This is a genomic window from Microcoleus sp. T2B6 (assembly GCF_036700475.1).
Taxonomy (GTDB): Bacteria; Cyanobacteriota; Cyanobacteriia; order Cyanobacteriales; family Microcoleaceae; genus Microcoleus.
In genome coordinates, this window is sequence record NZ_JAUBOZ010000088.1 from 18,020 (window position 1) to 32,976 (window position 14,957).

The 14,957-nt window shown below is 45.8% G+C and carries 7 protein-coding genes and 1 pseudogene; 3 read left to right on the forward strand and 5 right to left on the reverse strand.

Features of this window, described 5'->3' with window-relative positions; all coding sequences use genetic code 11:
- Positions 1–58 precede the first annotated feature (58 nt).
- The gene (locus QUA00_RS28020) at positions 59–3,118 is read left to right on the forward strand and encodes a tetratricopeptide repeat protein (protein WP_333411898.1); all 3,060 of its coding nucleotides are present in this window, start codon (positions 59–61) and stop codon (positions 3,116–3,118) included.
- A 346-nt stretch (positions 3,119–3,464) separates the two neighbouring features.
- Here the strand turns inward: QUA00_RS28020 and QUA00_RS28025 are convergent.
- Together QUA00_RS28025 and QUA00_RS28030 are read right to left on the reverse strand one after the other, a co-directional pair.
- Positions 3,465–4,825: pseudogene (locus QUA00_RS28025) on the reverse strand (transposase).
- A 102-nt stretch (positions 4,826–4,927) separates the two neighbouring features.
- The gene (locus QUA00_RS28030; RefSeq protein WP_333411895.1) at positions 4,928–5,098 is read right to left on the reverse strand and encodes a hypothetical protein; all 171 of its coding nucleotides are present in this window, start codon (positions 5,096–5,098) and stop codon (positions 4,928–4,930) included.
- Between the two features lie 568 nt (positions 5,099–5,666).
- Here QUA00_RS28030 and QUA00_RS28035 point away from each other — a divergent pair.
- Positions 5,667–5,966, forward strand: a complete 300-nt coding sequence (locus QUA00_RS28035) for a DUF7734 family protein (RefSeq protein WP_333106596.1) — start codon at positions 5,667–5,669, stop codon at positions 5,964–5,966.
- A gap of 215 nt (positions 5,967–6,181) precedes the next feature.
- On the opposite strand, the gene atpC is transcribed toward QUA00_RS28035, so the two are convergent.
- The 3 genes from atpC to QUA00_RS28050 form a co-directional block, all read right to left on the reverse strand.
- Positions 6,182–6,589: an ATP synthase F1 subunit epsilon gene (gene atpC, locus QUA00_RS28040; RefSeq protein ID WP_333058306.1), complete on the reverse strand. Its 408-nt coding sequence runs from the start codon at positions 6,587–6,589 to the stop codon at positions 6,182–6,184.
- A 176-nt stretch (positions 6,590–6,765) separates the two neighbouring features.
- Positions 6,766–8,223 (reverse strand): F0F1 ATP synthase subunit beta, encoded by a 1,458-nt coding sequence (atpD, locus tag QUA00_RS28045; protein ID WP_333143861.1) that lies wholly within the window; start codon positions 8,221–8,223, stop codon positions 6,766–6,768.
- Between the two features lie 126 nt (positions 8,224–8,349).
- Entirely contained in the window at positions 8,350–9,150 is an 801-nt protein-coding gene (locus QUA00_RS28050) for a PEP-CTERM sorting domain-containing protein (RefSeq protein ID WP_333411896.1), read from the reverse strand.
- A gap of 907 nt (positions 9,151–10,057) precedes the next feature.
- Here QUA00_RS28050 and QUA00_RS28055 point away from each other — a divergent pair.
- A partial coding sequence (locus tag QUA00_RS28055; RefSeq protein WP_333411897.1) for a two-partner secretion domain-containing protein occupies positions 10,058–14,957 on the forward strand: 4,900 nt, incomplete at its 3' end.

Here is a 14,957-nt window from a genome sequence, read left to right on the forward strand (position 1 = left end):
TGCCTTTACACTAAGCGGGCTAGTGAGTAAGATTGACAAAAATACAAAAGGGGTGGTTATGTTCGATCGCACTCAATGGTTTTTGGCCGGTATGTCGATCGCACTTTCGCTTCAGTTAAGTCAGCCAGTTGCAGCAACCGTGCCAGTTGGTAAAGCCGTACTAACAGCACAAACTAATAGTAGCGAGGCTGCCCAAAAAGTATATGTTGAAGGATTAGAACTCTATAATCAAGGAACGGCGGAAGCTTTAAGAGGTGCGATAGCCAAGTGGGAAGAAGCATTAAAGCTGTTTCGGGCAGTAGGTGATCGCGGCGGGGAAGCTACCACCCTCAGCAATATCGGCGCTGTCTACTCAAAATTGGGAGAAAAACAGAAAGCGCTAGAGTATTACAGCCAGTCACTTCTCGTGAGTCGGGCAGTAGGCGATCGTGGTGGGGAAGCTCTCACCCTCAACAACATCGGCAGTGTCTACAATGATTTGGGAGAAAAACAGAAAGCGCTAGAGTATTACAACCAGTCGCTTCCCCTGAGTCGGGCAGTAGGCGATCGCGGCGGGGAAGCTCGCACCCTCAACAACATCGGCAGTGTCTACTCCCAATTGGGAGAACAACAGAAAGCGCTAGAGTATTACAGCCAGTCGCTTCCCCTTTTTCGGGCAGTAGGCGATCGTGGTGGGGAAGCTCTCGCCCTCACCAACATCGGCGGTGTCTACTCACAATTGGGAGAACAACAGAAAGCGCTAGAGTATTTGAACCAGTCACTTCCCCTGAGACGGGCAGTAGGCGATCGCGGTGGGGAATCCCAGACCCTCAACAATATCGGCAGTGTCTACAATGATTTGGGAGAAAAACAGAAGGCGCTAGAGTATTACAGCCAGTCGCTTCCCCTGAGTCGGGCAGTAGGCAATCGCAGCGGGGAAGCTACCACCCTCAGCAACATCGGCCAAGTCTACGATGATTTGGGAGAAAAACAGAAAGCGCTAGAGTATTACAGCCAGTCGCTTCCCCTGAGTCGGGCAGTAGGCAATCGCAGCGGGGAAGCTGGCACCCTCAGCAACATCGGCCAAGTCTACGATGATTTGGGAGAAAAACAGAAGGCGCTAGAGTATTTGGACCAGTCGCTTCCCCTTTTTCGGGCAGTAGGCGATCGCAGCGGGGAAGCCGTCACCCTCACCAACATCGGCGGTGTCTACTCAGAATTGGGAGAGCAACAGAAAGCGCTAGAGTATTATAGCCAGTCGCTTCCCCTGAGACGGGCAGTAGGCAATCGTGGCGGGGAAGCTACCACCCTCAACAACATCGGCGGTGTCTACTCTCGATTGGGAGAACAACAGAAAGCGCTAGAGTATTACAGCCAGTCGCTTCCCCTGAGTCGGGCAACCGGCGATCGCAGTGGGGAAGCGAACAACCTCAGCAACATAGCTTATGAAAAACGTGAGCAAGGCAATCTCACTGAAGCCCTCACTAACATTGAAGCCTCTCTCAAAATCATCGAAAACCTCCGCACCAAAATAGCCAGCCCAGAACTCCGCACCTCATACTTTGCCACAGTCCAGAACTACTACGAATTCTACATCGATTTGTTAATGCAACTGCATAAAACTAATCCTAAATCTGGTTACGATCGCAAAGCCTTAGAAGCCAGCGAACGTTCTCGCGCCCGCAGCCTCCTCGAACTTCTCCAAGAAAGTAACACCAACATTCGCGAAGGCATTTCCCCCGATTTACTGCAACAAGAAAAGAGGCTGCAACAGCAACTCGATGCCATTGAAAAGCAGCGCATCGAAACAATCAGCACCCTCAACCCCAACGCAACTAAAATCGCTGAAATCGACAAACAGCGCCTCGCACTTTTGCAAGAATATCAGCAAATTCAAACCCAGATTCGTAGCGCCAGCCCCCGCTACGCTGCCCTCACCCAGCCCCAACCTTTAACACTGCCAGAAATTCAAAAACAGATTCTCGATGAAAACACAATTTTATTGCAGTATTCCCTCGGCAAAGACCGCAGTTATTTGTGGGTTGTGACATCAACCGGACTAACTAGCTATGAATTGCCAAAACAGGTTGACATTGAAACGGCAGCAGTGGCTTTCCGCACCGCAGTCACTAGCCCCACCCAGAGAGATATTCCCCAAAAAGTTGCCGAAGCGAGTGCAAATCTGGGTAAATTACTTTTACAGCCCGCAGCAGCCCAATTAGGAAACAAACGCTTATTAATTGTTCCCGACGGCGTGCTGCACTATACCCCTTTTCCCGCGTTAACTATTTCCCAAACCAGCGGACAAAATACCAATGTTCCCTTAATTGCCCAACATGAAATTATCACTCTGCCTTCCGCCTCAACTCTCGCCATTCTCCGACAAAATTACGGAGATAGAAAACCACCAAGCCAAACTTTAGCAATTTTAGCAGACCCTGTTTTCAGTCCAGGCGATGAAAGAGTTAAAGGACAACTTACCCAAGCAGCAACAGAAAAATTAGAAGCAAACAACCTCGGTTTAAATCGATCGCTTCGTGCTTCTAATCGAGAATGGCCGCCCAAACGCCTACCATTTACCCGCCAAGAAGCCCAAACAATATCCAGCTTATTCCCCTCAGCTTCGAGCCGTCAAATATTTGATTTTGATGCCAGTCGCACTACCGCCACCGATGGAAACTTAGCCAATTATCAAATAGTTCACTTCGCCACCCACGGCATGGCCAACAGCAAAAATCCTGAACTGTCAGGAATTGTGATGTCGATGGTAGATGACAAGGGCAATCTTGTCAATGGCTTTTTGCGCCTCACAGATATTTTTAACTTGAAATTAGCGGCAAATTTAGTAGTTTTAAGTGCTTGTCAATCGGGAATGGGACAGAATGTTAAAGGCGAAGGAATGGTAGGATTAACAAGGGGTTTTATGTATGCGGGGGCGCAGCGGGTGGCGGTGAGTTTGTGGAGTGTGGATGATGAAGGAACTGCTGTGTTAATGCAAAAGTTTTATCAAAAAATGGTGCAACAAAAGTTAGCGCCGGCGGCAGCTTTGAGGGCGGCGCAGATCGAAATGATGCAGCAGGAAAAATGGCAATCTCCCTATTATTGGGCTGCTTTTACCTTGCAAGGCGAGTGGAAATGATATCAACTCCGGTAGCATTGGAATTAATATTACTCACAGTCAGGACACGGCAGTGCCGTCTCCTACCCCGATTAATTGTAGGGAGACGGCACTGCCGTGTCCTCTATATCATTCCGATGCAACCGGAAACGATATGACTAACAGTTAAACCCACATTCCGCAGGTCTTTAAATAGAATTGATGGTTATAAAATTTAAAAATTAAAGCCGGAAGTGATTGCCCCGTAATCACTTCCGGCTTTTTTGAGATACAATGAACGAATGAGGAGCCAAGCATTACTCACAAGTTAAGCTAAAAGCACTCTTGTCAATGAGTAAAATTACTCATCTTTTACCTGTTGACCCAATTAAAATATGACTCCATTTGTTCCTTTATTATTGAAAAAAAATTGTTCGGGACTTCTTTGAGTTCCAGGGAAAGGAGAAATAATTAGCCTGACATGAGGTTTTCATGCCTAGCTTAACAATCCCTAAATCTTGATTTTTATCGGCGGCAAAATACTTAACTAGGTCAGAGGCTATTCCTTTTTGATAGGCAACCGAAAAATGATACATCCCCCGATAAATCATTTCTAATGAAACCCGTTCAATTGGTACTCCTAATTCATCGGCAACCGCATCTCCTAAATCTACTAAAACCGCATAAAATAGCCAAGTAGCCCAGATTGGAGCTTGATTCCGTTTAATGAACCAGTCCATAAATAGCTGAGATTTAATCTTTTTACTGTACAAAATGCGTCTTCAATTCGCCAGCGTGTTTGATATAAATCTGCTACTACATAGGGGGGCAATATTTCATGTTCTCGGACACTTGTCAGATAAGAACGCCAGGAAGTCTTGGAGCGAATCTGTACTAATCTTATAGTCAAAGCTGGTGTCTTTTTTGTCCCTGCACCTATTTTAATTATCTGGTCTTTGATATCATAGGTATTTGTTAATACCCGCTCTACCTGATAAGATGCACCTTTCTTGATTCGAGTGATAAATCCAATTTCTTGAGAAATGAGTTTTGACCAAAAAGCGAAGTGATAGAAGCCTCGATCCAATAATAGTAAGGTTTTCGGCTTAACTGTTTTTAGTAAATCTTCCTCCCAATTAGTATCTGCTTGTTTCGGATTTTCCCCAAACCAAATTTCTTCGGGAAGATGAGTTACTAGGTCTATAATTACTCCCATTTTTCCGGCTAGTTGACCAATTGGCACATCTGATAAACTTTGTAGCTTCTTAAATAATGCTTCTAATGTCGCAGCCCTCTGCTATCCAGATATTATCAAAGCTTTTTAAGGCAAATTGTACGCTATCTGGTAATGGTCTCGATTTTCTTGTTAACCATTCCCGACGAAAATGAGGCAGTAATTCTTTAAATACTTTTTCAAATAAAACTGCGGGAAAAGTTAAAAATATGAGTGATAATGCTTGTTGACTAATTGCAGACGGCTCACACCATAAAAATCCTTCTCTATTTAATAATCTAGTTAATTCTGTTACTCCTGCTACATTTCGCCATAAAAGACTGGCGGATTGCTGCCATCATTAATGGTAGTTTCAGAATCCTATCTCTTAAATTTAGTTGGCGATAAAAAGTTTTTTGAGCAGCCATTGCTGGAATTAATAAATCTTCCAGGTGATTCGCAATCGCTTCATTTTCTATTTGGGGACTATTTTTTTTCTTTGCATGATCTCGGTTAATTCTTTTTTTGCGAATCATAACTGGTTCAACTATGGCTCAACTGCTTGACCCGTAAAGGTTTCATCCTATTTTACCTTTTTTGGTCTAGCCCCTTGACAATTTGCACTTTTTCTTAACTTGTCACAAATGCACTCCGCCCAACATTTTCGTTACAATTTTCCACGGGCCCAAGCGTATTGCTGCATAACCCAGAGCGATTTTTCCTTTTCCTATTGCTTCTAAAATTGGCGGCCCTGCAGCAAATTCTGTCCATTCTACAGACCACCCAATTTTTCCTAAACGGGTTTCCAAAGAGCAGACCTCTTGCAAAAATAACTAGGACGGGCTCTGGGGCCCATCCCACAAGAGTTATTTTTTCTTGTGGGATGGATCCCCAGAGCCCGTCCAATAAATTTATGAAAAGGACTTTTGCAAGAGGTCTAGCCTTTAGTTGTGAGATAAAACAGCGATCCGAAACGCTCATGCCCGATTCTTACCACTCTTGTTAAGTTTGAGGGTGCATTTTGGGTTTTTGCTGTAGAGTTATTTATTAGCTCTGAGTTGCAACTTGCCAGAGCTGAACTAAAGCAAAAAAATAGTATAAATAGCAGCGTATATCCCCAAGCAAAACGCTGTTTAATAGTAATTAAACTGATATTTAATAATTTAAACCTAGTCTTTTTGTGGCTCATGAAATATCGGATAAGTAGGTTTGACCTGATTAAATTTGTTTATTATTTTTAGATCAATTATATAATGGGCGCTTACTTCCTGCTGTTAAAAAAGGTTGAATTAAGAATAAAAGATTGGCTCGCTGTCCCTGAAATTAGCCACAAAATTAAGCTATATTATAGCAGATTTCAGGAAAGTGAGATTTGCTATGGCTGACTCTATTGCTCGTCGCTTGGAACAATACACGGTAAAACGATCGCACGAAGTTTTAATCGTCAAGGCCGAAATTGACGGCGAATTCGATGAAATTGCTATTTTTAAAGGCTTTTCTAGCTCTCTGACGCGATCGACCGCGAGCGATCCAGAGGTTCCTGTTTTGCCGGAGGAAGCAAAAATTGTCAGTGTCGATCGCGTGGAGAGTCCCTACAATCCAAATAACCCCCGCTATCTTCAGCAGGGGTTATCTTGGGAAACCATGCAATCTCTATTGTCCGAGGCCGGAGTTTAGCAAAACATTAGCGACACAACAATATTCATTAGTGTCAACTTAAGCCTGAAACCCTTGATAAATATCGCTTTTACCTGAGTCTCCATCCCCCTAAATCCCCATTAGGTTGGGAGGCTTTGAGCAGACTCCTGTCCCCCCCTTCTTAAGGGGGGTTAGGGGGGATCGAGACTTCGATACAAACCAGAGATACAAAAGCCGTGTTCCTACCCTTAGAGCTAGAGCGTGCCGCCGGCAGCTTGGAAACGAGCTCTCGCGCGTTTGATTGCTTGCTTAGCTTGAATTTGCTCTTGCAAAGTGCCGGTAGTAGCCTTTTGCAAACGAGCTTCTGCTTCGGTGTAAGCAGTACGAGCAGCTTCTTTATCAATGGTTTCGCCTTTTTCAGCGCCGTTGACAAGAATAGTAACTTTGTTTTCTTGGATTTCTGCAAAGCCGCCCATCAGAGCAATAGACACCCATTCCTTACCGGGACGGACGCGCATCACTCCAGTATCCAAAGCTGTCAACATTGGAGCGTGACCGCTCAAGATACCCAGTTGGCCTGTGGTGCTCGGCAGAATTACTTCTTCAGCATTAGAATCCCAAACAGTTTTGTCTGGGGCCACTACGCGCACAGTTAATGTCATAAATTGTCAGTTGTCAGTTGTCAGTTGTCAGTTGTCAGTTGTCAGTTGTCAGTTGTCAGTTGTCAGTTGTCAGTTGTCAGTTATCAGTTGTCAGTTGTTACCAATAACCAATAACTAATAACCAATAACTAATAACTACTGACTAATGACTACTGACTACTGACTACTGACTAAAATTACTTGGCGTCAGCTTTCATTTTTTCAGCTTTGGCGATCGCCTCGTTGATATCGCCCACCAAATAGAAAGCTTGTTCCGGTAATTCGTCAAGTTCGCCCGCCAAAATCATCTGGAAGCCCTTAATTGTGTCTGCCAGCTTGACGTACTTGCCGGGGGAACCCGTGAACACTTCAGCCACAAAGAAGGGTTGGGACAAGAACCGTTCAATTTTGCGAGCGCGAGAAACGGTCAAGCGGTCATCTTCCGACAGCTCATCCAAGCCCAAAATTGCAATAATGTCTTGCAATTCCTTATAGCGTTGCAGAGTAGACTGCACCTGACGAGCAACACCATAGTGCTCTTCGCCGACAACGCTAACTTGCAACATCGTAGACGTAGAATCCAGCGGGTCAACAGCCGGATAAATCCCCTTCGCAGCCAAACCGCGAGACAACACAGTTGTAGCGTCCAAGTGAGCAAAAGTCGTAGCCGGTGCGGGGTCAGTCAAGTCATCCGCAGGTACGTACACAGCTTGAACCGAAGTAATCGAACCTTCGGTAGTCGAAGTAATCCGTTCTTGCAAGTCGCCCATGTCTGTACCGAGAGTCGGCTGATATCCCACAGCCGAAGGCATCCGACCCAACAGAGCCGATACCTCAGAGCCCGCTTGCACGAACCGGAAGATATTGTCAATGAACAGCAGCACGTCTTGCTTGCTGACATCACGGAAGTATTCGGCCATCGCCAGAGCCGACAGGCCCACGCGCATCCGAGCACCAGGCGGCTCGTTCATTTGACCGTAAACCAGAGCAATTTTTGATTTGCTGCGGTCTTCTTCGTTAATAACCCCCGACTCGATCATTTCTTTGTAGAGGTCATTACCTTCGCGGGTGCGCTCGCCCACACCACCGAACACGGACACGCCGCCGTGAGCCTTGGCGATGTTGTTCACGAGTTCCATCATAATCACGGTTTTGCCGACGCCTGCGCCGCCGAACAAACCGATTTTGCCGCCGCGACGGTAGGGGGCCAGCAGGTCAATCACCTTGATCCCAGTTTCAAACACCGAAGGCTTGGTTTCCAGTTCGGTGAAAGCCGGCGGGTTGCGGTGGATGGGCATACTTTCGGAAGTATTGACCGGGCCGAGGTTGTCTACGGGTTGACCGATGACGTTAAAAATGCGGCCGAGAGTTGGGATGCCGACGGGAACTTGGATCGATTCCCCGGTATCTACTACTTCCATGCCACGCACCAAGCCGTCGGTGGTACTCATGGAAACTGCACGCACTTGGCTGTCTCCGAGCAGTTGTTGAACTTCGCAGGTAACGGCAATGTCTTGACCTGCTTCGTTTTTGCCGGAAATCGTGAGAGCGTTATAGATTTGGGGCAGTTTGCCGCCTGGGAATTTTACGTCTACAACCGGCCCAATGATTTGGGTGATGTAGCCTACGTTCGTTTTTGTTGCGGTGGATACCATGAATAGTGCCTTTGTTAGGATGCTATTTTTCCCGTTATGGAAAAAGTCTTAACATTTAGAAATGCTATTTCTCAGAGTACCACTGAACAGACGCACTATTTAGATTTGTATGGGGCTGGTTAAGAGTCATTTTTCTTGTTGCTGCCCTCGCTTTTTTTTCCTGCGAGCTGCTGCCAAAGCCCCGACCCCCAGCATTGTGCCGAATACTGTGACTGGTTCGGGGACTAACTCAGCCGACAGGCTAAAGTTTTGAAAGTCAACGTCATTTCCTTTGCTGCCATCGTCAAAGGAAATCTTTGTACCCTTAGCGAGTTGTTCTGTTGTCGCAGATTGAAACTGCTCTGGGCCCTTGCCATCGTTGACGGTGCTAAATGGATTGCTGGATTTGTAGTTGAGATCAAAGTCGCCAAACACGGCTTGCTGGCATCCAGTTGTCAGACATTCAATTCTGCTGAATTTGGTGTCGGCGGCGAACCAGAGGCTGCTGTTCATAAAGGTGCTGCTGGAGACGTATTGCTCGAAGGGCTTGCCAGTGCCGGTGTCGCTCCAAAGCAGGAGGGCGTAAATTTGATCTTTGAGAAAGGTGAAGCTTTGGGTAATTTTGCCGTCTGGGGATGTGACAGCGTTGCCGAAGGTTCCTTCTCCCTTGTTGGCGGAGCCGTTATCTGAGGGTTTAATTTCGTTAAACAGACTGGATATGTTGGTGTAGCCATTGTTTTGTGGCTCAGCTTGGGCCACCCACAAGCTGGATTGGTATAGTCCCTGAGATTTGTCGAATGTAAAATTGATGCTGGTGTCTCGATCGAACTGGATGCCGCTCGTGCCAAACATGAAAGCTCGGACGGGCGTGCAGATGCTGAGCAACATTGTGGTTGCCAAGCTGGCGACTGTAAAAGATGTTTTTTTGACTAGCGTTAAGGTAGTCATAACCCTGATTCCTCCAGTATTGTTAGGTAGTAAGGCCCAAAATGCCCTAAATGCCATGTTGCCGTGACGCGAATAGACGATCGCGAGCCTGCGATATTTAGGACGATCGTCAAACCTAAAGAAGAGGCTCCACACCAGTAAATCTACATACAGATATTACTTAAGGGTGTTTTGGAGTAAATGAGTGCTTCTTCTAAGAGTTTTCACTGACACCAGATTGACACAGTTTAATCTGTAAGAGCAAGATTTTCATCCTGCCTAGACTTCCAACCTACTACATTTACTTGGTTTCGGTAACGGTCTAAAGTTGAGTGCAAGACTTGCAAATATTGGCTTTCCTCAAAAATACATAAAAATTTTAATCGAGCTTTATAAAGTTTTGGTAAAGATCCTCCAAAAAATATAAAGTTTTTGAGAGAAATTCGGCTGTTGGGTTCGTTGCTCCTCAAAGCGCGCTGCCAACTGCTCGCCGTATGCAGAAAGAAGTGGCGGCGACCGCGAGTAGGGAGGTGAGCGAGTTTTTTGCCACTCTAAGCAAGCTGTATAACAGGCGATCGGTACTTACGTAGTTTTGACTAAAATTCAGAGTTTTTTAAACCCCTAACCCTCGCATTCCGCGCCATATTTTCACCAACAGTCCCGGACGCTTTAATCGGTTTTTTTAAGGTATTTGGGTCAGGGAAGCAGTGAAAGTAAAAAAAAGAAACCAAGTTTCATTTCCCGCGCCTGATTCCTAGTAAAAAAACTGTTTTTACGTAAATCGTAATAATTAAAAACATACATTTCCTTGTCCCTCCTAATTATTCGGTCACTAAAAATAGGCGGCTCCTATTGACATGAGGAATTTTTAGGAGTAAATATAGGATAGATAAATACGATCGCACTTTAAGCACCATCTTTAAACACAATGACAGCCAACAAACTACATTTGCTCGGATGGTTATTCATTGTTAGCTGGCTGAGTGCAGCGGCGGGTTCGGCAAACGCGCAACCCATCACCCCGGCACCAGACGGCACTAACACAGTTGTTACTCCCAACGGCAACCGCTACGACATTTCCGGGGGGTCTTTCAGCGGAGACGGGGCTAATCTTTTTCACAGTTTTACTCAGTTCGGCCTCAGCGAGGCTCAAACGGCTAACTTTCTGACCAATCCCAATATTCAAAATATTTTGGGAAGGATTACTGGGGGTAATCCTTCTTTAATAAATGGCTTAATTCAAGTTACGGGCGGGAATTCCAATTTATTTTTGATGAATCCTGCTGGCATAATTTTCGGGCCGAATGCCAGTCTGAACGTGCCTGGATCTTTTAATGCTACTACGGCGACAGGGATTGGTTTTGGGAACAATCAGTGGTTTAGTGCGATCGGCAATAACAATTGGGCAACTTTAATTGGGACACCGAATAGTTTTGCGTTTACAAATTTGCAAGGGGGAAGCATTGTTAATGCCGGCAATTTGACGGTGGCACCAGGTCAAAGTTTAAGTTTGATCGGCGGTACGGTTGTCAATACGGGTCAGGTAACTGCGCCTAGCGGCAATATTCTCATCAGCGCCGTACCGGGTAACAATTTGGTGCGAATTAGTCAAGCTGGAAATTTATTGAGCTTGGATATTCAGCCGACTGCAAATCAAAGTTCGCTGCCCAACAATTGGACGCAGCCAGTGTTATCTTTGCCGGAGTTACTGACTGGAAAAGGTGTGGCACAGGCGACGGGTTTGACGGTAAATCCCAATGGGGAAGTTGTGTTGACGGGGAATGTTGCAGTGCCTGTAACTCCGGGAACGGCGATCGCATCCGGCAGTCTCAATGTCTCTGGCAACACTGGTGGTACTGTAAATATTTTAGGCGACAAAGTAGGAGTTATTGCGGGCAAGATCGATGCTTCTGGGATTAACGGCGGCGGTAATGTACTGATTGGCGGAGATTATCAGGGTTTGGGGACGGTTCCCAATGCTTTGCGGACTTTTGTTAGCAGCGACTCGACAATTAATGCTGATGCTGTTAGTAATGGGAATGGCGGACGAGTCATAGTTTGGGCTGATGAAACTACTCGCTTTAATGGCAATATTTCTGCACGAGGCGGCATTAATTCAGGTAATGGCGGTTTTGCAGAAGTGAGTGGTAAAAATTATTTAGATTATCAAGGTTTTGCTGACTTGCGAGCCCCTAACGGTATAACCGGTACATTACTATTAGATCCAACGGATATTGAAATTAGGAATGCAGCCAGCAGTCCTTCAATGAGTCCAACTAGCCCATTTCAAGACAACGGGACTTTAGGAACTTCGATTTTAAATCGCAACGTTTTGCAGACACAGTTGGGTTCAGGTAATGTAATTGTGACGACCAACTCACCCTTTGTTGGCCCACCTCTGGGAGGGACGATTACCGTATTCGATTCTATTACTTGGAATAGCGGTTTTTCCCTAACATTGCAAGCGAATAACAATATTAGTGTCAATCAACCTATTACCAATAATGGGAATGGCGCGATCGCATTGAATGCTAGTAATGCAATATCAGTCAATGCCGACCTTATTGCTAGAGGGGGAAATATTAGCCTCACCAGCACCAATGATATTAACACCTCTGGGGGCAGCCTAAATTCGTCTACCTTTACAGGAAATGGAGGAGCGATCGCCCTTTCAACTGCTAATGGTAACATTACCACTGGTAATCTGGATTCCCGTTCCTTCTTCGCTGGAGGTACAGGAGGGAATATCACCCTCAATGCCGGAGGAGCAGGTGCGATCAACACCACTACTGGATTGCTAAATTCTGTTTCCGATTCAGGAAATGGAGGTGCGATCACACTTTCAACTGCTGGTGGAAATATTACTACTGCCGGTTTGTCTTCCCGTTCATACGTTACAGGTAATGGAGGGAACATCACCCTCAATGCCGGAGGAAATGGTGTGATTAACACCACTACTGGATTGCTAAATTCTATTTCCGATTCAGGAAATGGAGGTGCGATCTCCCTTTCAACTGCTGGTGGAAATATTACTACTGGCCTTTTTAATTCCTATTCATACGGTACAGGTAATGGAGGGAACATCACCCTCAATGCCGGAGGAAATGGTGCGATCAACACCACTGGTGGAGTGCTATATTCTCATTCCAATTCAGGAACTGCAGGTGCGATCGCCCTTTCTACTGCTGGTGGTAACATTACTACTACATCGCTGAATTCCTATTCATTCGGTGCAGGTACAGGAGGGAACATCACCCTATCTGTTACTGGAGGAACAGGCGCGCTCGACACTACTGCTGGAACTTTGAATGCCGATTCCAGTTCAGGAAATGCAGGCGCGATCGCCCTTTCAACTGCTGGTGGTAATATTACTACTGGTCGTATGAATTCTTCCTCATCAGGTGCAGGTACGGGAGGTAGCATCACCCTCACTGCCGGAGGAACAGGCGCGATCGACACTACTCCTGGAAATAAGGTGGATGCCACTTCCACTTCAGGAAATGGAGGAGCGATCGCCATTTCAACTGCTAATGGTAACATTACTAATGGCGATCTGATTACCGGTTCCTCCGGTGTAGGTAATGGAGGGAACATTACCCTTTCTGTCGCCGGAGGAACAGGCGCAATTAACACTACTGCGGGACTGGTAGATGCCACTTCCAAGGCAGGAAATGGAGGCGCGATCGCCTTCTTAACTGGTGGTGGTAACATTACCACTGGAGGCACCAATTCCTTTTCATCAGGCACAGGTACGGCAGGAAATATTACCCTATCTGTCACCGGAGGAACAGGCGCGATTAACACCGCTGGTGGAAATTTTTATTCCTACTCCAGTTCAGGAAATGGAGGGCCGATTGCCTTAACTGCGCCAGGGGGAATTACTACAGGTTTACTTGATTCTACTACCACTTCAACTTCTAGCAGCAGCACCGCTGGCCAGATCACCTTCAATCCTGGTACAAACAATACGACAATTAGCGGCGATATTGATGCCTCAGCCACAGCAGGTAGCGGTGGCAATATTACTTTCCCATCACCCGTTATCCTCACTCAACCAAGTATTAGCCTGACAACATCAGGAACTACCAGCAGCGGCAACCTTACCTTTAATAGCACCCTCAACGGCACTACAGCAAACACTGAAAGTTTATTAATAAATGCAGGTGCAGGCAACGTCACCTTTACAGGCGCGATCGGTAGTATCATTCCCCTCCTAGACCTCAACCTCAATACCACAGGAAATGTCAACTTTAATCAACCTACAACCCTAAGCAGATTGACCTCAAATGGCAATACTCAACTTTCAGGAAACATCACAGCAAATGGCCCCGGAATCTTCCTAAATGGGTCGACAACAATTAACAACAATGTCACCCTCACAGGTGACATAATTACTTGGACAGGAAATGTATCTGGAACAGGCAATTTAACCCTACAACCATTAACAGCTAGTGCGCCAATAGTCATCGGCAACATTCCCGGTAGCGGCTTAAATTTAACACCAACACAAATAGGATTAGTACAACCGAGCTTAGGTTCATTTACCATTCAAACTAATAGCGGTGGTGATATATCAGTTAATGACCCCATTACCTTAAATCCTCCTACAACCCTGCAAACCTCACCAGGTACAATTACAATTAACAGTCCCATCACGGGAAGCAATAACGCTCCAATTACCATATCTGCTAATACAACAAATCTAAATGCTGACATCAGCACCTCAAACGCAAACATTGCCATCAACGGAAATACTTTACTTGGAAATAATGTTAATCTCAATACAGGCAGTAGCGGTAATATTATTTTAAATGGGGCAGTAGATGGCAACAATAACCTCACTGCTAGTGCAGGCACAGGAAACATCACCTTTAGCGGTGCAGTTGGCAATACCAAGGCATTAGGAAATATTACCGCTAACTCTACAGGAATAACCGCATTTAATCAAACAGTCGATGGCGTGAGTTTGACGACTAATATTGACGGCACAACTCAACTAAATGGCAATGTGACTACAATCGGGAGTCAAACTTATGGAGATGCAGTTACAATTGCCAAGAATCCGACTCTCTCCGGCAGCGGCGTTACTTTCAATAATACTGTGGATGCCAGTAACATTGGCAGCGACTTGACTGTAAATGCCGGTGCTGGTAATGTTACATTCACTGGTGCAGTTGGCAATACCAAGGCATTAGGAAATATTACGGCTAACTCTACAGGCACAACTGCATTTAATCAAACAGTTAATGCCGCGAGTTTGACGACTAATATTGGCGACACAAGTCAAGTCAAGGGAAATGTCACTACAACTGGCGCTCAAACTTATGGAGATGCAGTTACAATTGCCAACAATCCCATTCTTTCAAGCAGCGACATTACTTTCAATAATACTGTGGATGGCACCAGCGATTTGACGGCGAACGCCGTTACGGGTAATGTTACATTCAATGGTGCAGTGGGTAATCCCACAAATGCGATCGGCAATTTAACAGCTAACTCTACAGGAATAACGGCATTTAATCAAACAGTCAATGCCGCGAGTTTGACTACAGATGCTGGCGGCACAACTACACTCAATGGTGATGTCAAGACAACCGGCAGTCAAACCTACGGAGATGCTGTCACTGTTGCCAATAATCCCATTCTCTCCGGCAGCGACATTACTTTCAATAATACTGTGGATGGCATCAGCGATTTGACGGCGAACGCCGTTACGGGTAATGTTACATTCAATGGTGCAGTTGGTGCTGCAAGTGCGATCGGCAATTTAACAGCTAACTCTACAGGAATAACGGCATTTAATCAAACAGTCAATGCCGCGAGTTTGA